The sequence below is a fragment of the Clostridium sp. TJA038 genome (assembly GCF_058310255.1).
On sequence record NZ_JBZEFA010000001.1, the window covers coordinates 504,097 to 526,447 of the forward strand.

A 22,351-nucleotide genomic window follows, 5' to 3' on the forward strand; every position below is an offset into this window, starting at 1 on the left:
AAATTAACATGGAACTTATGAAACAAATATGGGAAAGTGCTAAAAACAACAAGAAAAAGATAGTACTTCCAGAAGGTGATGAAGAAAGAACACTTGTAGCTTCACAAAAAATAAAAGAGGAAGGACTTGCTGATGTATATTTAGTAGGTTCAGAAAGCACAATAAGAGAAAAAGCTGAAAAGCTAGGAGTAAACTTAGAGGGAATAAACATAGTAGACCCTGAAACTTCAGATAAATTAGAAACTTACATAAATGAATTTTATGAATTAAGAAAAGCTAAAGGTATGACACTTGAGAAAGCTGGAAAAATAGTAAGAGACCCTCTATACTTTGGAACAATGATGGTAAAAATGGGAGATGCTGATGGAATGGTTTCAGGTGCAGTTCACACAACTGGTGACCTTTTAAGACCAGGTCTTCAAATAATAAAAACAGCTCCAGGAGTATCTGTAGTATCTAGTTTCTTCATAATGATGGTACCAGGTTCAGAATATGGAGAAGGCGGAATGTTATTATTCTCAGACTGTGCTGTTAACCCAAATCCAACAGCAGACCAATTAGCAGCTATTGCTATTGCAACTGCTGATACTGCTAAAAATCTTTGTAACATTGAACCAAAGGTTGCAATGCTTTCATTCTCAACTATGGGAAGTGCAGACCATGATTTAGTAACAAAGGTTAGATTAGCAACAGAAAAAGCTAAAGAATTAAGACCAGATTTAGATATAGATGGTGAATTACAATTAGATGCTGCTATAGTAGGAAAGGTTGCTTCTCAAAAAGCTCCAAATAGTAGTGTAGCAGGTAATGCTAATGTATTAGTATTCCCAGATTTACAAGCTGGAAATATAGGATATAAATTAGTTCAAAGATTTGCAAAGGCAGAAGCTATAGGACCTGTTTGTCAAGGATTTGCAAAACCTATAAATGACCTTTCAAGAGGATGTAGCTCAGATGACATAGTTAATGTTGTTGCTATAACTGCTGTTCAAGCACAAGCTACTAAATAATTATTTCATAAAATTTTTTAATTGCAAAGATAAGTGAAATTAAGGAAATTTAAGCTTATTTATTTATAAGTTTAATAGGAGGATTTTATAATGAACGTATTAGTTATAAACTGTGGAAGCTCATCATTAAAGTATCAATTAATAGATATGGATACTGAAAATGCTTTAGCAACAGGATTAGTAGAAAGAATTGGATTAGAAGGCGCAAACTTAGCTCAAAAAAGTGAAGGCAAAGAAAAGTATGAAATAGTAGAGCCTATGAAGGATCATGAAGATGCAATAAGATTAGTATTAGAAGCATTAAGAGATGAAAAACATGGGGTTATAAAATCACTAGATGAAATAAATGCTATAGGACATAGAGTTGTTCATGGTGGAGAAAAGTATGCAGAATCTGCCTTAGTTACAGAGGAAGTTATGAAAGATTTAGAAGAATGTGCTAAATTAGCACCACTTCATAACCCTGCAAACATAATAGGAATAAATGCTTGCAAAGCTTTAATGCCAAATGTTCCTATGGTTGTTGTATTTGATACAGCCTTCCATCAAACAATGCCAGAGAAGTCTTTTGTATATGCATTACCATATGAATTATATGAAAAAGAACATATAAGAAAATATGGTTTCCACGGAACTTCTCATAAATATGTATCAGCTAAAATAGCAGAAGCTATGGGCAAAAACATAGAAGATTTAAAAATAATCACTTGTCATTTAGGAAATGGTGCAAGTATAGCAGCTATAAAAAATGGTAAATGTATAGATACTACTATGGGATTTACTCCTCTTGAAGGTTTAGTTATGGGAACTAGATGTGGAAATATTGACCCTGCTGTAGTTACATACTTAATAGATGAGTTAGGATATACTTCTAAAGAAGTAAACACACTAATGAATAAAAAATCTGGTATATTTGGAGTTTCAGGTGTAAGTAGTGACTTTAGAGATGTAGAAGCTGCTGCTGATAAAGGAAGTAAGGAAGCTCAAATAGCTTTAGATTTATTTAGAAACTCTGTAAAGAAATTTATAGGAGCATACATTGCAGAAATGAATGGATGTGATGTAATAGTATTTACAGCTGGAGTTGGAGAAAACTCAATAATAGAAAGAGGAGCTATTTGTAGAGATTTAGAGTTCTTAGGAATTGAGTTAGATGAAGAAAGAAATAATATAAGAGCTAAGATTGCTGAAATAAGCAAAGAAGGTTCAAGAATAAAACTTTTTGTAGTTCCAACTAACGAAGAATTAATGATAGCACAAGACACAGTAAGTATTGTAAGTAAATAATTATAAAATACTTGACTTTTAAATAGGTAGTTAATATAATAAGATATGTGTTGTTTAGGAATAAACAATGCATATCTTATGTTAAGGAGCGTGAAAGTAGTTATTTAACTACGGTTATTATGAAATTAATTTTTTCAGAAATATGCTCATCAAAAAGAGAAAGAAGAAAATCTTTAGATTTTGTTCTGGATTTAAAAAGCTTCGAATTTGAAGGCGAAAATATGAAGGTTATAAAGCCTCTACATTTTACTGGTGAAGTTATATCTAATGAGTCTTTTATAGAGTTAGTAGGTAACATTACTGGAGAACTTCAGATGAGGTGTTCAAGATGCTTAACTAATTTCTCTTATGAAGTATCAATAGATATGGATGAGAAATTTACAAATAATTCAAATCAAGAAGATGATTCTATTGCTTATGTAGAAGGTGACGAATTAGACGTTGCTGAAGCGGTAGTAGAAAACGTAATTTCAACCTTACCTATAAAAAGACTTTGCAGCATAGACTGTAAGGGGCTTTGTCAAAAATGTGGTATTGATTTAAATAAAGAAACATGCCAATGTGACAATGAAGAAATTGACTTAAGAATGGCAAAGCTAATGGACTTGTTTAAGTAATAAGGAGGTGTAACAATGGGAAATCCAGCTAGAAAAACGTTCAGAGCAAAAAGAGATTCAAGAAGAGCTCAAACTTTCAAGGCAAGCTTACCAGGTATCGTAGAATGCCCACAATGTCATGAAATGAAAATGGCTCATAGAGTATGTAAAAACTGCGGACACTACAAAGGTAAAGAAGTAGTATCAGTTGAAGAATAAAAGAAAGTCTTATGACTTTCTTTTCTTTATATATAGGAAAAAAAGGGGTGAAACTCATGAGAGTTGCTGTAGATGGAATGGGTGGAGACAATTCCCCAAGTGCAGTAGTTGAAGGGTGCGTTCAAGCGTTAAATCAATTTAATGACATAGAAATATATATAACAGGGCCAGAAGATAAATTAAAGGAGGCTTTTTCTAAGTTTAAATATGATAAAGAAAGAGTTACCTTTATAGATGCTAAAGAAGTAATCAGTACAAATGAACATCCTGCTATGGCTGTTAAAAAGAAAAAGGATTCAAGTCTTGTAAAATCTCTTAGACTTGTTAAGGAAAATAAGTGTGATGCAGTAATTTCAGCAGGAAGCACTGGAGCTTTTTTAACAGGATGTACACTTATTGTTGGAAGAATAAAAGGGGTAGAAAGACCTGCTTTAGCACCAGTTATGCCTGGTAAAAAAGGACCTTTTATGATAATTGATGCTGGAGCTAACGTAGATTCTAAACCTTCTTATTTAGTTCAATTTGCTAAAATGGGTGAGGTTTACTTTAAATCTGTTATGGATGTTTCTAATCCTACAGTTGGGTTAGTTAATATTGGAGAAGAAGAAGAAAAGGGAAATGAACTTACAAAGGCTACTTATAAACTTTTAAAAGAAGAAAAAGATATTAATTTTGTAGGGAATATAGAGCCTAGAGAAGTATCAACAGGAGAAACAGATGTTTTAGTTTGTGATGGATTTGTTGGTAACTCTATATTAAAAATGTATGAGGGAGTTGCCTCTACAATATTAAGTATGATAAAAGATGAAGTTAATTCTTCATTTTTAGCTAAATTTGGAGTTCCTTTTTTAGCACCAGCTTTAATGAATCTTAAGAAAAAAATGGATTATAAGGAGTATGGTGGAGCACCATTTTTAGGAGTAAAAGGAATATGTGTAAAAGCTCATGGAAGTTCAGATGCAAAAGCTTTTAAAAATGCTATAAGACAAGCAAGAAAATTTTATGAAAATGACCTTATTAAGAAAATAAGTGAAGAAATTACAGAAAAAAGCTTTGATAATCAAAAAAATGTTTAAAATTTATGCATTGTATATTGACTATGCTTTTTATATATAATAATATTTTATTAGATTAACTTAGGAGGTGAATTAAATGTTTGATAAATTAAAAGAAATTATTGCTGATAAATTAGGCATAAGCGAAGATGAAATAACTATGGAGTCAACATTTATAGATGACTTAGGTGCAGATTCTCTTGATATAGTTGAATTAATAATGGCTCTTGAAGAAGAGTTAGAGATGGAAATCCCAGATGAAGATGCTGAGGGCTTCAGAACAGTAGGAGATGTAGTAGAATATATTACAGAGCATACAGAAAAGTAATAAAGTCCCGCCAAAAAGCGGGATTTTTAATTTAAGTTTATTCTTGAAGTTGTTTGAAAAACAACTTGAAGAATAAACCTTAAGGAGATGAATTTAAGGTGAAAGATATTAATTTAGTAGAAGTTGAAAAGCTTATAGGAATTGAATTTGAAAATAAAGGTGTACTTATAACAGCTTTAACTCATAGTTCTTACGCAAATCAATTTAAAGATGTAAAATATAATGAAAGACTAGAGTTTTTAGGAGATTCAGTTCTACAGCTTTGCGTTACAAAATATTTATTTAACAATTACAAGGATAAATCAGAGGGAGAATTAACTAAAATAAGAGCTTTAGTTGTTTGTGAAAGTTCTCTTCATAAGGTTTCAAAAAAACTATTATTAGGTAAATATATAAGAATGAGTAAGGGTGAAGAATTAACAGGAGGAAGAGAAAGAACCTCTATACAAGCAGATGCTTTAGAAGCAGTCATTGCAGCGGTTTATTTAGATAAGGGAATTGAAGTTGCAAATGAATTTATTTTAAGAAACTTTAAAGAAGTTATAGATAAAGCTATAAATGAAGAAATAATATTAGATTTTAAAACAAGATTACAAGAAGTGCTTCAAAAAAATGGAGAAGTTGCTATTGCTTATAATTTATTTAAGCATGAAGGACCTCCTCATAGAAGAAAGTTCTATACAGATCTTTTAATTAATAGTGAGATTATGGGGCAGGGAATTGGCTATAGTAAAAAAGAATCTGAGCAAAATGCAGCTAAGGAAGCACTTAAAAGGTTAGGTGAAATAAAATGGGAAAAAGACACTATATAATTCCTATTTTTGTTCCCCATGAAGGATGTCCTCATGATTGTGTATTTTGTAATCAAGGGAAGATAACTGGGGAAAATAAGGGAATTATATTAGGGCCAAAATATAAGCAGGAAAATAAGGTTAATGGGGACTTTGTAAGAAAAACAATTGAGGAATACTTAGAAACCATTGGAGAAGGAGATAGAATTTTAGAAGTTTCCTTTTTTGGAGGAACCTTTACTGCAATTGATATAAATAAACAAAGAGAGTTATTAGCTGTTGCTAAAGAATTTAAAGATAAAAATATAATTGATTATATAAGATTGTCAACTAGACCAGACTATATTGATTATTATATTTTAGACCATTTAAAAAGTTATAGTGTAGATATTATAGAACTTGGAGTTCAATCTTTAGATAAAGAAGTTTTACATAAATCAGGTAGAGGTCATGGATATGATGAAGTTTTAAAAGCATCAGAGCTAATAAAAGAATACGGTTTTGTCTTAGGCCATCAGATAATGATAGGGCTTCCTATGGATAATTTTAAAAAGGATATAGAAACAGCAAAGGAATCTATAAAAATGAGACCAGATATATGTAGAATATATCCTGCTTTAACAGTAAAAAATACCCCGATGGAAGATATGTATTTAGAGGGAAGTTATAAGCCGTATACTTTAGAAGAAGCTGTACATATAAGTGCTGAAATTTATAAACTTTATAAAGATAATAATATTCAAGTTATAAGAATTGGACTACAACCTACAGATAATATAGCTTTAGGAAAAGATGTAGTTGCAGGACCTTTTCATCCTGCTTTTAGAGAATTAGTGGAAAGTAGTATTATAATAGAAAAGTTATATAATATTTTAAAAGACAAAGAGGGAGAAGTCCTTATAAGAATTAGCAATAAATCTATATCTAAGCTTTATGCTGATAAAAAAAGGTACTTTAAAGAACTTCAAGATAAGGTTAAAAACTGCAAAATAAAGGTTAAAGTAGATAATTCTATGGAAGTGAATAAAATCAATATAGAAGTAGAATCGAAAGTATATAAAATAGACCTATAACTATTATATGCCTTGGAGTTTATCTCTAAGGCTTTTTTTATTGATATTTTAATTGGCATAATATAAACTTATACCATGAGGAGTGAAGTAAAATGAAACAAACTACTAGAGAAAAGGTTATAAAAATAACGGTTATTGTTGTTGTAATATGCTTTTTAGCAACTTTAGTACCAATTATATTTATGTAAAGATAGGAGTGAATATATGTTTTTAAAATCTCTTGAGATAAGGGGATTTAAATCATTTGCTGATAAAACAGAATTAAGCTTTAAAAAAGGAATAACAGCTATAGTTGGACCTAATGGAAGTGGAAAGAGTAACGTATCTGATAGTGTAAGATGGGTTTTAGGAGAACAAAGTGCTAAAACCTTAAGAGGGGCTAAAATGGAGGACGTTATATTTACCGGCACAGAGTATAGAAAGCCTATAGGTTATGCTCAAGTTTCTTTAACTTTAGATAATTCCTTAGGAGAGCTTCCTTTAGATTATTTAGATGTAAAAGTTACAAGAAAATTATTCCGTTCTGGAGAAAGTGAATATTTAATAAATAATTCTCCTTGCAGACTTAAAGATGTTGTGAACCTATTTATGGACACAGGTATAGGGAAAGAAGGTTATTCTTTAATTGGGCAAGGTAAAATAGATAGTATATTAAGTGGAAAGCCTGAAGAGAGAAGAACCATTTTAGAGGAAGCAGCAGGAATTGTGAAATTTAAATCTAGAAAAGGTGAAGCTGAAAAAAAATTAAAAAATACTGAGGAAAATTTAGTAAGAATAAATGATATTATTTTTACTTATGAAGAAAGATTAGGTCCTTTAGAGGAAGAAAAAAATAAAGCTTTAAAGTATTTAGAACTTTCAAATGAGTTAAAGCATAAAGAAATATCTTCTATTATGAATGAACTACTTAATGTAGATAGCATTATATTTAAACAAAAGGAAAAAATAGATGGATTAATATCTTTAAATGCAAAAGAAAAAGAAAAATACAAAAAAGAAAGAGAAAAAATGTTCTCTTTAAAGGAAGATTTAGATTCCTTAGAAAAAGAAAATTCAAAAAGACAAGAAGAGTATTTTTCTAAGAAAGAGGAAATAAATAAAGCTTTAGGAAATATAAATCTTTTAGAAGAAAGAATTAAAAATACAGGCCATTTAATTTTAAAAAATAAAGAGGATTTAAAAGAAAATAAGAAAAAGTTAAAAGCTTTATTTAAAGAAAAAGAAGAAATAGAAAAAGCTTTTTTAAATAGTAAAAAAACTCTAGAAACAGATTTAAAAGAAACTGCTTCTTTAGAAAATTATGTTAAAGAACTTGATTTAAAAGTAGTATCTACAGAAAAAGAAATTAAAAAATTAAAGGAATTAGAGCTAGAGAATTTTAAAAAGATTTCTTCAATAAAAAACAAAAGAGAACTTTTAAAAAATGAATTAAAGAACTTAGAAGAAAAAATATCTTCTTCAAAAAATAAAGAATTGAGTTTAAATAACTCTTTAAAAATAAATTTGGCAACTAGTTTAAATCTTCAAAAGGAACTTCAAGTTATAAGTGAAGATAAAAAGTTTAAAGAAGAAGAATTAAGAAAAAAAGAAGAAGAATTTAAAAAGGGAATAGCTTCTATTAGAGAAACTCAAGAAAAGCTTAAAATAATTTTATCTAAATTAAATAAGCTTGAAGCTAATAAGGACTTTTTAAATAAGCTAGAGAAGCAATATGAGGGATATAATACTTCTGTAAAAAAACTAATGTCAAGTATAGAAAATGGCAAGGTTAAAATAAGCAAGAATAATTGTAAGGTTTTAGGGGAAATTCTAGAAACTAAAGTTGGATATGAAACAGCTATTGAAATTTCATTAGGTGGAAGTATTTCTAATATTATTACAAAGGATGAAGAAGAAGCTAAAACTCTTATAAAATACTTAAGAGATAATAAGTTAGGAAGAGCTACATTTTTGCCTTTATCAATAATAAATGGTAAATCCTTAGAACTTAGTAAGAATGTCATAAAAAGTGAAGGATTTTTAGGGATAGCTTCAGAACTTGTAAGTTTTAATAAGATTTATAAAAATATTGTAGATTATATCTTAGGAAAAACTATAATATGCGACAATATAGATAACGCTATAAAGATAGCGAAAACTCTTAATTATAGATATAAGATAGTTACATTATCTGGAGAGGTTATAAATTCAGGAGGAGCTCTTACAGGAGGAAGTATTTATCAAAAGAATACAGGTATTATTTCTAGAAAAAATGAGGTTAAAAATTTAACTCTTGAACTAGAAAAAATAAAGAGTGAGGAAAATAATTTTTCTAAAGAATTAGATTTATTAAATAAAAATCAAGAGGATTTAGAAATAAAAAAACAAGAGATAATAAATAATATTTATGAGAAAAATTTAGAGTTAGCAGATTTAAATAATAAGATTAAAAGTATCAATGATGAAACCTTTAAAATTAAAAATTCAATTAAATCTTTAGAATTAGATTTAAAAGAAGCAGACAATAAAAAAGAAAAAATTTTAAAGGAAGTAGAAGTTATTGATGAGAAAATTCTCTTATTTAAAGAAAGTGAAAAAAATTCTTTAGAGAAGGTAAATTTCTTAGAAAAATATAAGGATAATCTTTTAGGAGAATTTATAAAAAGTAAAGAGGATTTAACCTTAAGAAAAGTAAATAATGCAAAGGTTAAAGAATCTTTAGAAGGAAAAGAAAAAGATTCTTACAGGATAAATTCTAATATAAAAGAGTTACAAGAAAAAGAAAGTAATATAATTGATAATTTAGAAAGTATAGAAATAAATAAAGAAAAAAGTGAAAAGGAAATATCATCTTTAAAAATTTTTGTTAAAAAAGAGCAGGAAAAAGTTCTTTCTTTTCAAGAGAAATTTAATTTATTTGATATTAAAAAGGGAAAGCTAAAGGAAGAGTTAAATTCTACTGAAAATAAATTAGAAGTTCTTTCTGTTGAAATAGCTAAAAGAGAAGATGAAATTCATAGAAATGATATAAGTTACACAAAGCAAGAAAACGAGAAAAATATTTTAAATAAAAGGCTTTTTGAAGAATTTAATACAAGTTTTGAAGAAGAAAAAGAAAAGTTTAATCCTATTGAAGATATAAATTCTCATAAAATAAGAATATCAAATCTTAAAAGTAAAATAACAAGTTTAGGAAATGTAAATGTAAATTCTATTCATGAGTTTAAGGAAATATCAGAAAAGTTTAATTTTATGGTTAATGAAAGAGAGGATTTACAAAAAGCAAAAGAGGAACTTTTAAATGTTATAGAAGAAATGACCTCTAAAATGAAAGTAGTTTTTAGACAGAATTTTAATATTTTAAATATGTTATTTGATGAAACCTTTAAAGAGTTATTTAAAGGGGGAAGTGCAAAGCTTGTATTAAGTGATGGAGATGAACTTACAGGAAATATAGATATAAATGTTCAGCCACCAGGTAAAAAGCTTCAAAATATTAATCTTATGTCAGGAGGGGAAAAGGTTCTGTCTGCAATAGCATTATTATTCTCAATATTAAAGATGAAACCTACACCTTTTTGTATCTTAGATGAGATTGAAGCTGCATTAGATGATGCAAATGTAAGAAGATACGCTGAGTTTTTAGGAAGATTTAGAGATAAAACTCAATTTATAGTAATAACTCATAGAAAAGGTACAATGGAAGCTGCTGATGTTATGTATGGAGTTACTATGGAAGAGAAGGGTATATCTAAAATTGTTTCAGTTGACTTAGATAAATAAGGAGGACAAAAATGTTTGGAAAATTATTTGATAAATTAAAAACAGGTTTAACAAAGACAAGAGATAACTTAACAGATAAAATAAATGAAGCTTTAAATTTAGCTGTAACTATAGATGATGATATGTATGAGGAACTTGAAGAAGCTCTTATAATGTCTGATATAGGAATGGACACAACTGTTGAGATAATTGATAGATTAAAAGCTAAAATAAGAAAAGAAAAAATAAATGATGTTGAAATGGTTAAACCAGCCTTAAAAGAAGTTATTGCAGAAATGATGTTAGAGGGTGACTTTGAAGAGGACGAAGAAGATAATGAAAAAAAAGTTATGCTTATAATAGGAGTTAATGGAGTTGGTAAAACTACATCAATAGGTAAAATTGCTGCTAGAAATAAGAATAATGGTAAAAAAGTTTTATTAGCTGCAGCAGATACTTTTAGAGCAGCTGCTATAGACCAATTAGATATATGGAGTAAGAGAGCTGAGGTTGATATAGTTAAACATCAAGAAGGTTCAGACCCAGCAGCAGTAGTTTTTGATGCAGTACAGGCAGCTAAGGCTAGAGATGTTGATTTATTAATATGTGATACAGCAGGAAGACTTCATAACAAGAAAAATCTTATGGATGAGTTAGCTAAAATAAACAGAATAATAGATAGAGAATTAGGAGATAGAAAAAAGGAAACTCTTTTAGTATTAGATGGTACAACAGGACAAAATGCAGTTATACAAGCGAAGCAATTCATGGAAGCTTGTCCTATTGATGGAATAATACTAACAAAATTAGATGGAACAGCTAAGGGTGGAGTTGTTATATCTATTAAAAATACTTTAAATATACCAGTTAAATATATTGGTGTTGGAGAAGGTGTAGAAGATCTACAAAAATTTAATGCTAAGGAATTTGCTGAAGCATTATTATAAAAAAATATTTTTTAAATTTTAATCATAAATAAAATAAATAGCAGTCTATGCTAGATATAATAAGCTTTGTGAGAATAAAGATAAAAAAATAAGTGTTAAGTAAAAATACTTGACACTTATAAAATTATTTGTTATTATCTTATTCGTGAGCAAGGTGGTTATATGGAGAATAGATTTGAAATATCAATATTAATAGATTACTATGGAACATTGCTTACGGAAAAGCAGTTTAATGTTATGACCCTTTATTATAATGAAGATTTGTCATTAGCAGAGATTGCTGAAATTAATAAAACCAGTAGGCAAGCAATTTATGATTTAATCAAAAGATGTTGTAAGCAACTTCACTCTTATGAAGAAAAACTTAATTTATCAAAGAAATTTGATAAAAGGTATAGAATTAAGGAGGAGCTTATGGCAGAATTAAATAAGAACTCTAATTTAAAGGATGATTTGAAAAAATATATAGATGAAAAATTAGAGGAAATTATAAACGCTTAGGAGGGTTAAGCATGGCTTTTGATGGATTAGCGTCTAAGTTACAAGACACGCTTAAAAAATTAAAGGGTAAAGGTAAGCTAACAGAAAAAGATATAAAAGAAGCCATGAGAGAAGTAAAGCTTGCTCTTTTAGAGGCAGATGTTAACTTCAAGGTGGTTAAAAAGTTTATATCAAGTGTTAAAGATAAATGTGTTGGTGAGGAGGTTTTAAACAGTTTAACTCCAGGTCAACAGGTTATTAAAATAGTAAATGAAGAACTAACAACTCTTATGGGAGAAACTGAAAGTAAATTAAAATATTCAGACAATGGCCCAACGGTATTTATGTTAGTAGGTCTTCAAGGTGCAGGTAAAACAACTATGGCAGGAAAACTTGCACTACATTTAAGAAAGAAAAACAAAAAGCCATTACTTGTGGCTTGTGATATATATAGACCTGCAGCTATTAAGCAATTACAAGTTGTAGGAAAACAAATAGATATACCAGTATTCTCAATGGGAGATAAAGTTAAAGCTGTAGACATTGCTAAAGCTGCAATAGAACATGCAAAAGACAATGGAAATAACGTTGTTATAATAGATACTGCTGGTAGACTTCATATAGATGAAGAGTTAATGCAAGAGTTAAAGGATGTTAAAGAAGTTTCAAAACCTAGTGAAATATTATTAGTGGTAGATGCTATGACAGGACAAGATGCTGTTAATGTAGCTGAAACTTTTAATAACTCTCTAGACCTTTCAGGAATAATACTAACAAAATTAGATGGTGATACAAGAGGTGGTGCAGCTCTTTCAATAAGAGACATTACTGGAAAGCCAATTAAGTTTGTTGGTGTTGGTGAAAAGATGAGTGATATTGAAGTATTCCATCCAGATAGAATGGCTTCAAGAATTTTAGGTATGGGAGATGTACTTTCTTTAATAGAAAAAGCTCAACAAGCTATTGACCAAGATGAAGCAAGTAAGTTAAGTGAAAAAATGTTAAATCAAGAATTTAACTTTGATGATTACTTGTCAGCTATGGATCAGATGAAGAAGCTTGGACCTATAAATAAATTAATAGAAATGATTCCAGGTGTTAATACTAAAGAACTAGAAGGTATTGATTTTTCTCAAGGAGAAAAGCAAATGGCTACAGTTAGGGCAATCATTCAATCTATGACAGCTAAGGAAAGAAAACAACCTTCTTTAGTAATAGGAAATGGTTCAAGAAAAAGAAGAATAGCTAAAGGTTCTGGTACAACAGTACAAGAAGTAAATAAAGTTTTAAAAGGTTATGAAATGATGAAAAAACAAATGAAACAAATGAAGTCATTTCAAAAAAATGCTAGTAAAAAGGGATTTTTAAGTAAACTTCCTTTTATGAAATAAATTGAACACACTTTTGAAGGAGGTGAAAATGTAATGGCAGTTAAAATAAGATTAAGAAGAATGGGTGCTCACAAAGCTCCTTTCTACAGAGTAGTTGTTGCTGATTCAAGAAGTCCAAGAGATGGAAGATTCATCGAAGAAATAGGATACTACAACCCAGTTGCTAAGCCAGAAGCTGAAGTTAAAATAGATGCTGAAAAGGCTGCTAAGTGGTTAGGTAATGGTGCACAACCAACTGATATAGTTAAAAAATTATTCAACCAAGCTGGTATAAAATAATTTTCCTAGGGGGTGAATCTACTTATTTTTAAGTAGGAATAATATGAAGGAATTAGTTGAAATAATTGCTAAGTCACTAGTAGATAAGCCTAATGAAGTTCATGTAAATGAAGTATTAGGAGAGGAATCAATCATATTAGAACTAAAGGTATCACCTGAAGATATGGGAAAAGTTATTGGAAAGCAAGGTAGAATTGCTAAAGCTATAAGAACAGTGGTGAAAGCTACTGCAATTAAAGAAAATAAAAAAGTTGTAGTAGAAATCATCTAAAAAGAGTTAGGGGAATACCTAACTCTTATTTTATATACAGAAAAGGGGTGTAATAATGGAAGATTTATTAGTAGTTGGCCAAATAATAAATACTCATGGGTTAAAGGGTGAAATGAAAGTTATGCCTTTAACTGAAGATATGAGAAGATTTGATTACTTAGAATACGTTATCTTAAAGGGTAAAAAAGTTAAAGTAGAGGGCGTAAAATACTTTAAAGACAAGGTTATACTTAAACTAGAAGGAATAAACTCAATAGAGGAAGCTGAAAAGTTAAAAAGAACTTATTTAGAAATAGAGCGTGTAGATGCTATAGACCTTGAAGAAGATGAATATTTTATTGTAGATTTAATTGGATGCACTGTTATAGATACAGAAGGTTTTGAGTATGGAAGAATAAAAGATGTAATACAAACACCAAGCAATGATGTATATTGGGTTCAAGGGAAAAAAGAAGTTTTAGTTCCAGTACTTAAAGATATAGTTTTAGATATTAATATGGATGAAAAATTAATAACTATAAGACCTTCTAGGGAGTGGCAATATGAAGATTAATATTCTTACTTTATTTCCAGAAATGTTTGATATATTTAATCATAGCATAATTGGAAAGGCTAGAGAAAATGGTCTTTTACATATAGAAACTTCAAATATAAGAAATTATACTTTAAATAAACATAAAAAAGTAGACGACTATCCTTATGGTGGTGGAGCAGGAATGGTTATGACTCCACAGCCTGTTATAGATTCTATAAAGGCTATTAAAGAAAAGAATAAGGGTAAGGTTATATTTTTAGGACCTAGAGGAAAAACTTTTAATCAAGAGATGGCAAAGGAGCTTTCTAAAGAAGAGGAACTTATCTTTGTATGTGGCCATTATGAAGGAATAGACCAAAGGGTTTATAAATATTTTGATTTAGAAATTTCTCTTGGAGATTTTGTTTTAACAGGAGGAGAAATGGCTTGTATTCCTGTTATTGACAGTATAGCTAGATTAGTTCCAGGAGTTTTAGGAAGTGAAGAAAGTTTTCAAGATGAAAGTTACTATGATGGGACTTTAGAATATCCACAATACACAAGGCCTTTTGATTTTGAAGGAGAAAAAGTGCCGGAAGTACTTATATCAGGTCATCATGAAAATATAAGAAAATGGAGAAGAAAAGAAGCGCTTCTTATTACAAAAGAGAGAAGACCTGATATGTTTGAAAAAATTAAACTTTCAAAAGAAGATATAAAATTGTTAAAATCAAAATAAATATGTTGATTAAAAAATACAAGTGTGGTAGAATAAACTTCGTGCTAGTACCGGCGGTCCTCTGTCACAGAGTGTGTTAAGAACGTCAAAATTTTATAGAATATCAAGGAGGAATGCACAATGAACGAAATCATAAGAGCAATCGAAAAAGAACAAATCAGAGAAGATTTAACTCAATTCAACATAGGTGATACTATAAAGGTTCACGTTAAAATTAAAGAAGGTAACAGAGAAAGAATACAAGTATTCGAAGGAACTGTTATCAAAAAGCAAAACGGTGGATTAAGAGAAACTTTCACAGTAAGAAGAGTTGCTTACGGTGTAGGTGTTGAAAGAACTTTCCCAATAAATGCTCCAATCATCGATAAGATTGATGTTGTAAGAAGAGGTAAAGTAAGAAGAGCTAAATTATTCTACTTAAGAGATAGAGTAGGTAAAGCTGCTAAAGTTAAAGAGTTAACTAGATAATTTTTTAAACATAAACTGGGACTAGTGAATAGTCCCATTTTTTGTTTTATAAAAATATTAAATTTTTGTTTAGAACAACTAGAAGTTTGTTTATATAATATATTAAATAATAATAAAAGCAGGAAGGATGATTTATTATGGCAATAAACTGGTTTCCTGGCCATATGGTCAAAACAAAGAGAGAAATACAAAATAATTTAAAGCTTGTAGATGCAGTTATAGAGATTAGAGATGCTAGAATACCTAGATCTTCTAAAAATCCAGATATAGATACTCTATGTGCAGGTAAGCCTAGAGTAATACTTTTAAATAAAAGTGATTTAACTGACCCTAAAATAACAAAAGCATGGAAAGATAGTTTAACTAATGATGAAACAATTGTTTTAGAAGTAAACGCTTTAAAAGGAGAGGGACTAAATGCTATTAAGCCTGCACTTTTAAAACTTTTAAAAGAAAAGCATGATAGGTTAAAAGCTAAGGGATTAGCTAAAATAACTACTAGAGCTATGGTTGTTGGAATACCTAATGTAGGTAAGTCAACCTTTATAAATAAAATGGCTAAAAATAATATAGCTAAAACTGGAGATAGACCAGGAGTTACTAAAAATAAACAATGGATAAAAACTAAGTTAGGTATAGAACTTATGGATACTCCAGGAGTATTATGGCCTAAATTCGAGGATGAAACTGTTGGGCTAAATTTAGCTTTTACAGGTGCTATAAAAGACGAAATAATGGATACTGAAGAACTAGCTCTTAAATTAGTTGAAAGACTTCAAGAAACAAATAAAGAGGAATTAATGACAAGATACAAGCTTACAGAAATTAAAGAGAATCCTTTAGATAATTTAGATGCTATAGCTAGAAAAAGAGGAGCTATAATGGCTGGTAATCAAATAGATTATAACAGAATTGCAGGAATAATTTTAGATGAGTTTAGAGGCGGAAAAATAGGAAAAATATCTTTAGAAAAACCAGAATAGGAAGTAGGGTTTATTATGGATAATTTAATAAAAGATATAAGAGAAAATCTAAATACATATTCTTTTAAAATTATAAATGAATTAGTTAAAAAGATAGACATAAACAAAGAAAATAAAGAACAAATAATTGAACTTTCTTCTTTATTAAAATCTGATAAAAGAAAAAATGTTATATCTTTAGGAAATAAATTAGAAAAACAAGTAAATAATCTTATTAAAGAAGAAGAAAGAGTTAAAAATATGTATCTTTTTGATAAGAGTTTTGGAGAATATAAATACATTGCTGGTGTTGATGAAGTGGGGAGAGGTCCTTTAGCAGGGCCTATAGTTTCAGCAGCAGTTATATTAAATTCTAGTGATTTAGATGATTTAATTCTTTATATAAATGATTCAAAAAAATTATCAGAAGAAAAAAGAGAAGAATTAAGTGAAATTATAAAAGAGAAAGCCTTAAGTTATTCTATTTCAGTTTGTGATAATAAAGAAATAGATGAAAAAGGCATAGCCTATTGTAATAATGAAGTTTTTATAAAAGCTTGTGAAGGGCTTAAAATAAAGCCTGATTTAGTTCTCTCTGATGGGTATTTAATAAAAAACTTTAATGGGGAAAATAAACATGTTATAAAAGGAGATACAAAAAGTGCTTCCATAGCTTGTGCTTCAATTATTGCAAAAGTTTATAGAGATAATATTATGAAAAAATATGATGATATTTATAAAGAATATGATTTTAAAAAGAATGTAGGGTATGGAACTAAAGCTCACGTTGAAGCTTTAAAAGAATTTGGTCCTACAGAAATTCATAGAATGAGTTTTTTAAAGAATATTTTATAATTAAGGCCTAAAGGCATCTTTTAAAAAATTTATTTCGTAATTAGAATTTTTATAATTTAAATAAACTTCAATAACATCAAATCTAACATAATAATTGTATAAATTTTTTCTTTGCAAATAATATTTTGCAACTTTTATTATTTTAGTTTGTTTAAGGCAGGTTACAGATTCCTTTGCTTTCCCAAAGGTTTTTGAAAACCTGCTTTTTACTTCTACAAAAGATATTATATCATCTTTTGTAGCTATAATATCAACTTCTCCAAAGGGACAAGTGAAATTTTTATTTAAAATCCTATACCCTTCTTTTTCTAAAAAATTTATACTTAAGCTTTCCCCATAATATCCTATTTCTTTATTATATTTTTTCATTTTAATCACCTCTTTTTAATTTTTAACAAGGAATAATAAATTTAAACCTTTTAAAATTTTAATGATTAAAAAATTTTTTTATGGTTAGTATGATTTTTAAGTATATCTTAAAAGGTTGGTGATTTTAATATGTCTGTAACTTTAAAAAGTTCAGCTTTATTAGGTATTGAGGGAATAGTGGTTAATATAGAAGTAGATATAAGCAAAGGATTACCAAGTTTTACTTTAGTTGGATTAGCAGATACCTCTCTTAAGGAAGCTAAAGAAAGAGTAAGAGCAGCCATTTTAAATAGTGGATATGAATTTCCTTTAGGAAGAATAACTATAAATTTAGCACCAGGAAATATAAGAAAAAGTGGAACTTATTTTGATTTAGCAATAGCTTTAGGTATTTTAATTGAAAGTGGGCAGATAAAGGGAGAGGACTTAGATAAAACTATATGCTTAGGTGAATTATCTTTAGATGGGCATATAAGAGGAGTTAAGGGAGCTTTATGTTCTGTAATATCAGCAGAAGAAAAAGGAATTTATAATTTTATAATTCCAAAGGAAAACTTAGAAGAATGTTCTTTTTTAGAAGAGGTAAATTTATATGGTTTTAATACCTTAAAAGAAGTTGTTGGATTTTTGTCTTATAAGGATTTAAAACCTTATAAAAGAAAAGATAATTTATATAAAGTTAGAGAAGATAATTCTTTCAATGAGATATGTGGGCAAGAAAGTGCAAAAAGGGCTATGATAATTGCCGCTTCTGGAAATCATAATATTATATTGCAAGGACCACCAGGTTCTGGGAAAACTATGTTAGCTAAAGGAATTAAATCCTTAATGCCAGAGTTAAGTAGACAAGAAATTTTAGAAACAATAAGAATCTATAGTGTTTCAGGAAAGTTAAATGAATTTAAAAAAGGAATTGAGAGACCTTTTAGAAGTCCACATCATACTACAACAAAGGTGTCTTTATTAGGAGGAGGAAGAGATTTAAAAGTAGGAGAGATAACTTTAGCTCATAATGGAATTTTATTTTTAGATGAACTTTTAGAATTTGAAAAAGGGATTTTAGAATCCTTAAGGGAGCCTATAGAAAATGGGGAAATAACTTTATCTAGAAATTTAGGAAGCGTAACTTATCCTTCAGAAGTTATGTTAATAGGAGCTTTTAATCCTTGTCCTTGTGGTAATTATTTAAGTGGATATGAAGAAAGAGTTTGTACATGTAGTGAATATGAAAAAATTAGATATAGAAACAGATTATCTAAAGCTATGATCGATAGAATAGATATATTTACTTCTTTAAGATACGCCTCTTATACTGAGTTAAGCTTAAAAAATAAAAAAGAAAATTTAGACCTATTAAGAGCAAAAATTAAAGAGGCTAGAGAAAGACAAAAATTTAGATTTAGAGATTTAGATATAAATTATAATTCTCAAATGAAGCACTCGCATATTCAAAATTTAATTAAGATAAATAGTGAATGTGATGAGGTTTTAAGTAAAGTGTATGCAAAATTTTGCTTAAGTAGTAGAGTTTTAGATAGAATTATAAAACTATCTAGAACCATAGCAGATTTAGAAGGAAAGGAAAACATTGAAAGAAAAAATATATATGAAGCTATTAATTATAGAAAGAATTTAGAGGGAGATATAATATAATGAAGGAAGTTGATTTAAGTTATAAATTATGGTTTGGAAGTTTAGCTATTTCAAATAATATAAAGATAGAACTTTTAAATCAATTAGGAAATGAGGAAAATATATACATACATAGAAAAGATATAGAGAAAACAGGGATTAAATGTGCTAGTAAATTTAAAAATGACCTTAATATAGATTTGAATCATAGAATAATTAGTGATATAAATAAAAAAGAATATAAAGTAGTAACATATTTAGATGATAATTATCCAAGTAGGCTTAAAAATATAGACGAACCACCTTATATTTTATTTTATAAAGGTGATTTAGAAAAGATTGAAGATTATAGTATATCAATTGTAGGTTCAAGAAAATGTGATTTATATGGAAAAAGGTGTGCGTCCTATATAGCTAAAGAATTAGGAAAAGCTAATATTAGAATAATAAGTGGAGGAGCCTTTGGAGTAGATACTGAAGTTCATAAAAAATGTGTTGAAGAGGGTATATATAACATTGCAGTTTTTGGGTGTGGTATAAATATAGATTATCCTGTTTATAATAGAGAATTGTATAAAAAAATAATTAAAAATGGATGTATACTTAGCGAATTTTTTCCTGATACAAAACCTCTTAAATATAATTTTCCTAGGAGAAATAGAATAATAAGTGGTTTGTCAGAAGCTACTATAGTAGTTCAAGCTGGGGAGAAAAGTGGGTCTTTAATAACTGCAAATTATGCTATAAATCAAGGTAAAGATGTATATGCAGTACCAGGAGATATATTTTCTTCTTTAAGTAAAGGTTGTAATAATCTTATAAAAGAAGGGGCTTATATTTTTAGTAGTGTAAATGAATTTTTAAATTCCATACCTTTTAAAATAAAAAAAGAAGGAAATTGTAATAAAACTGGCAAAAAAGAGGAAATTTCAGAGATTAATAATTTGCTTTTAAACATATTAGAGAATAATATTCTACATATAGATGATATTATAAGAGTAACAAATATTGACACATCTATTATATATGAGTTATTATGTGAATTGCAATTTGAAAATAAAATAGAAGTTATACCAGGAGATTATTATACAAAAATAATATGATAGTTTGAGGGGGTGAACACTCTGAATTTAATTCGGGGTTTACGATGGGTCAAAAATTAGTAATTGTTGAGTCACCAGCTAAAGCTAAGACTATAGAAAAATACTTAGGTAAAAATTATGTAGTTGAAGCTTCAATGGGACATGTAAGAGATTTGCCAAAAAGCCAATTAGGCGTTGATATAGAAAATGAATATAATCCTAAGTATATAACTATACGAGGAAAAGGAGAACTTTTAAATAAACTTAGAAAGTTAGCTAAAAAAAGTGATAAGATATATCTTGCAACTGACCCTGATAGAGAAGGGGAAGCAATATCTTGGCACTTAGCTAACGTGCTTAAGATAGATGAAAACGAAAATTGTAGAATAGAATTTAATGAAATAACAAAGGATGCAGTTAAAAACTCTATAAAACATCCAAGAAAAATAAATTCTAATTTAGTAGACGCTCAACAAGCTAGGAGAGTATTAGATAGATTAGTTGGATATGAAATAAGTCCACTTTTATGGAGAAATGTTAAATGGGGATTGAGTGCTGGAAGGGTTCAATCAGCGGCATTAAAACTTATATGTGATAGAGAAGAAGAAATTAAAAAATTTAATCCAGAGGAATATTGGACTGTTGATGTAAAACTTAAAAAGGGCAGAAAAACTTTTCCTGTTAAATTAACAACAAAAAATAAAAAGAAGATAGAAATAAAAAATAAAGAAGAAGCAGATGAAATAATTACTGAGCTTAAAGAAAATGAATATGTAGTAAACAAAATAAAAAAAGGAACTAAAAATAAAAATCCTTTAGCTCCTTTTACAACAAGTACTCTTCAACAAGAGGCTAGTAAAAAGCTTAACTTTATGACTAAGAAAACAATGTCAGTAGCTCAGCAACTTTATGAAGGAGTTGAAGTTAAAAAGTTTGGAACTGTAGGTTTGATAACTTATATGAGAACTGACTCTGTTAGAATATCAAAGGAAGCTCAAGATAAGGCTTTAAATTTTATAGAAGAAACATATGGAAAAGAATACATTCCTACAGAGCCTAGAGTATATAAGGGAAAGAAAAATATACAAGATGCTCATGAAGCCATAAGACCTACATATGTTGAAATAACACCAGAAATTGCTAAAGCAAATTTAAGCAATGAACAATATAAATTATATGCTTTAATATGGAAAAGATTTATAGCAAGTCAAATGGCAACTTGTATTTTAAATACAAATAGCTTAGAAATAAAAAATGGTGAATATATTTTAAGAGCTAGTGGTTCCACAATAAATTTTGATGGGTTTATGAAAGTTTATGAATATGTTTCAGGAGAAGAGGAAGAATCAGTTCTTTTACCTGAATTAGAAGAAAATGAAGTTTTAAAGGAAGAATCTATTGAAGGAAAACAACATTTTACTCAACCACCTGCAAGATATTCAGAAGCTGCTTTTGTTAAGCTTTTAGAAGAAAAGGGGATAGGAAGACCTAGTACTTACGTTCCAACAATATCTACTTTAATTAGCAGAAAATATGTAGAAAGAGAAAAGAAAATATTAATACCTACAGAATTGGGTTTTATAGTAAATGATATACTTTCAAATTATTTTAAGCAAATAGTAGATACTGATTTTACAGCAGAAATGGAAGTTAAGCTTGATAATGTAGAAGCTGGAAATGAAAGTTGGACTCATATAGTAGATGAATTTTTTACTCCTTTAAAAGAGGATATAGAAAAAGCTGAGAAGGAAATATCTAAAGTTATTATAGAAGATAAGGTAAGTGATGTGCCTTGTGATAAGTGTGGAAGACTTATGGTTATTAAGCATGGAAGATTTGGAGACTTTTTAGCATGTCCTGGCTATCCTGAATGTCAAAATACAAAACCTATAGTTGAAGAAGTTGATGCAAACTGTCCTTTGTGTGGAGGAAAGGTTTTAGTTAAGAGAAGCAAAAAGGGAAATAGATTCTATGGATGTAGTAATTATCCTGAATGTAATTTTGTAAGTTGGTATGAACCAACAAATGAAAAGTGCCCAGAGTGTGGTTCTTATATGGTAAAAAGATATTCAAAAAGTAAGGGAGAGTATTTACAATGTAGTAATAAAGAATGTAAATACGAAAAAGTAATAGAAAAAGTAAATGATGACAATAAGGAAGAAAAGTAATTTAGTGCCTAACTCGCATTAGTATTATTAGTTGAAATGAATTATTGACTATGTTAATATTTAAATAGTAAGTTGTTATAAGAATATTTCAAAG

At 28.7% G+C, this 22,351-nt stretch carries 23 protein-coding genes; 22 read left to right on the top strand and 1 reads right to left on the bottom strand.

The window, feature by feature from the left end; all coding sequences use genetic code 11:
• Positions 1 to 8 precede the first annotated feature (8 nt).
• The 19 genes from pta (at position 9) to rnhB (ending at position 17,006) form a co-directional block, all read left to right on the top strand.
• Positions 9 to 1,010 (top strand): phosphate acetyltransferase, encoded by a 1,002-nt coding sequence (gene pta, locus AC4FQV_RS02420; RefSeq protein ID WP_491139064.1) that lies wholly within the window; start codon positions 9 to 11, stop codon positions 1,008 to 1,010.
• A 90-nt stretch (positions 1,011 to 1,100) separates the two neighbouring features.
• Positions 1,101 to 2,297 (top strand): acetate/propionate family kinase, encoded by a 1,197-nt coding sequence (locus AC4FQV_RS02425; protein WP_491139063.1) that lies wholly within the window; start codon positions 1,101 to 1,103, stop codon positions 2,295 to 2,297.
• Between the two features lie 221 nt (positions 2,298 to 2,518).
• Positions 2,519 to 2,914, top strand: coding sequence for a YceD family protein (locus AC4FQV_RS02430; protein ID WP_491164200.1), 396 nt, complete (start codon positions 2,519 to 2,521; stop codon positions 2,912 to 2,914).
• 15 nt (positions 2,915 to 2,929) lie between these two features.
• Positions 2,930 to 3,112, top strand: coding sequence for a 50S ribosomal protein L32 (gene rpmF / locus AC4FQV_RS02435; protein WP_003449428.1), 183 nt, complete (start codon positions 2,930 to 2,932; stop codon positions 3,110 to 3,112).
• A 56-nt stretch (positions 3,113 to 3,168) separates the two neighbouring features.
• The gene (gene plsX, locus AC4FQV_RS02440; RefSeq protein ID WP_491139061.1) at positions 3,169 to 4,188 is read left to right on the top strand and encodes a phosphate acyltransferase PlsX; all 1,020 of its coding nucleotides are present in this window, start codon (positions 3,169 to 3,171) and stop codon (positions 4,186 to 4,188) included.
• Positions 4,189 to 4,264: 76 nt separating this feature from the next.
• Entirely contained in the window at positions 4,265 to 4,495 is a 231-nt protein-coding gene (gene acpP, locus AC4FQV_RS02445; protein ID WP_491139060.1) for an acyl carrier protein, read from the top strand.
• Between the two features lie 98 nt (positions 4,496 to 4,593).
• Positions 4,594 to 5,307, top strand: a complete 714-nt coding sequence (gene rnc / locus AC4FQV_RS02450; RefSeq protein ID WP_491139059.1) for a ribonuclease III — start codon at positions 4,594 to 4,596, stop codon at positions 5,305 to 5,307.
• Entirely contained in the window at positions 5,286 to 6,359 is a 1,074-nt protein-coding gene (locus AC4FQV_RS02455; RefSeq protein WP_491164203.1) for an elongator complex protein 3, read from the top strand. The genes rnc and AC4FQV_RS02455 overlap by 22 nt, the downstream gene beginning before the upstream one ends.
• Positions 6,360 to 6,563: 204 nt before the next feature.
• Complete coding sequence (gene smc, locus AC4FQV_RS02460) at positions 6,564 to 10,121, top strand: chromosome segregation protein SMC (RefSeq protein WP_491164205.1); 3,558 nt, start codon at positions 6,564 to 6,566, stop codon at positions 10,119 to 10,121.
• Between the two features lie 11 nt (positions 10,122 to 10,132).
• On the top strand, positions 10,133 to 11,047 hold the full coding sequence (ftsY, locus tag AC4FQV_RS02465) for a signal recognition particle-docking protein FtsY (RefSeq protein ID WP_491164207.1): 915 nt from the start codon (positions 10,133 to 10,135) through the stop codon (positions 11,045 to 11,047).
• Positions 11,048 to 11,209: 162 nt separating this feature from the next.
• Complete coding sequence (locus AC4FQV_RS02470; RefSeq protein ID WP_491139055.1) at positions 11,210 to 11,548, top strand: putative DNA-binding protein; 339 nt, start codon at positions 11,210 to 11,212, stop codon at positions 11,546 to 11,548.
• 11 nt (positions 11,549 to 11,559) lie between these two features.
• Complete coding sequence (gene ffh, locus AC4FQV_RS02475) at positions 11,560 to 12,918, top strand: signal recognition particle protein (RefSeq protein ID WP_491139054.1); 1,359 nt, start codon at positions 11,560 to 11,562, stop codon at positions 12,916 to 12,918.
• 33 nt (positions 12,919 to 12,951) lie between these two features.
• Positions 12,952 to 13,197 carry a 30S ribosomal protein S16 gene (rpsP, locus tag AC4FQV_RS02480; protein WP_491139053.1) on the top strand — a complete coding sequence of 82 codons (246 nt, stop codon included), beginning with the start codon at positions 12,952 to 12,954 and terminating at the stop codon, positions 13,195 to 13,197.
• Positions 13,198 to 13,240: 43 nt separating this feature from the next.
• Positions 13,241 to 13,468, top strand: a complete 228-nt coding sequence (locus AC4FQV_RS02485) for a KH domain-containing protein (protein WP_491164209.1) — start codon at positions 13,241 to 13,243, stop codon at positions 13,466 to 13,468.
• 55 nt (positions 13,469 to 13,523) lie between these two features.
• Complete coding sequence (gene rimM, locus AC4FQV_RS02490; protein WP_491164211.1) at positions 13,524 to 14,021, top strand: ribosome maturation factor RimM; 498 nt, start codon at positions 13,524 to 13,526, stop codon at positions 14,019 to 14,021.
• The gene (trmD, locus tag AC4FQV_RS02495; protein WP_491164214.1) at positions 14,011 to 14,721 is read left to right on the top strand and encodes a tRNA (guanosine(37)-N1)-methyltransferase TrmD; all 711 of its coding nucleotides are present in this window, start codon (positions 14,011 to 14,013) and stop codon (positions 14,719 to 14,721) included. Before rimM ends, trmD begins: the two co-directional genes overlap by 11 nt.
• Before the next feature lie 120 nt (positions 14,722 to 14,841).
• Positions 14,842 to 15,189 (top strand): 50S ribosomal protein L19, encoded by a 348-nt coding sequence (gene rplS / locus AC4FQV_RS02500; protein WP_491139049.1) that lies wholly within the window; start codon positions 14,842 to 14,844, stop codon positions 15,187 to 15,189.
• 137 nt (positions 15,190 to 15,326) lie between these two features.
• Complete coding sequence (ylqF, locus tag AC4FQV_RS02505; protein WP_491139048.1) at positions 15,327 to 16,172, top strand: ribosome biogenesis GTPase YlqF; 846 nt, start codon at positions 15,327 to 15,329, stop codon at positions 16,170 to 16,172.
• Between the two features lie 15 nt (positions 16,173 to 16,187).
• A complete protein-coding gene (gene rnhB, locus AC4FQV_RS02510) occupies positions 16,188 to 17,006 on the top strand; it encodes a ribonuclease HII (RefSeq protein ID WP_491164216.1) in 819 nt (272 codons plus the stop codon).
• On the opposite strand, the gene AC4FQV_RS02515 is transcribed toward rnhB, so the two are convergent.
• Entirely contained in the window at positions 17,007 to 17,375 is a 369-nt protein-coding gene (locus tag AC4FQV_RS02515) for a YraN family protein (RefSeq protein ID WP_491164219.1), read from the bottom strand.
• 129 nt (positions 17,376 to 17,504) lie between these two features.
• Between AC4FQV_RS02515 and AC4FQV_RS02520 the strand changes: the two genes are divergently transcribed.
• Genes AC4FQV_RS02520 through topA form a run of 3 tightly spaced genes read left to right on the top strand, consistent with a single transcriptional unit; the run spans position 17,505 to position 22,257 of the window.
• A complete protein-coding gene (locus AC4FQV_RS02520; protein WP_491164222.1) occupies positions 17,505 to 19,028 on the top strand; it encodes a YifB family Mg chelatase-like AAA ATPase in 1,524 nt (507 codons plus the stop codon).
• Positions 19,028 to 20,110: a DNA-processing protein DprA gene (gene dprA, locus AC4FQV_RS02525; protein WP_491164225.1), complete on the top strand. Its 1,083-nt coding sequence runs from the start codon at positions 19,028 to 19,030 to the stop codon at positions 20,108 to 20,110. Before AC4FQV_RS02520 ends, dprA begins: the two co-directional genes overlap by 1 nt.
• 44 nt (positions 20,111 to 20,154) lie before the next feature.
• Positions 20,155 to 22,257, top strand: coding sequence for a type I DNA topoisomerase (gene topA, locus AC4FQV_RS02530; RefSeq protein WP_491164227.1), 2,103 nt, complete (start codon positions 20,155 to 20,157; stop codon positions 22,255 to 22,257).
• Positions 22,258 to 22,351: the final 94 nt, after the last annotated feature.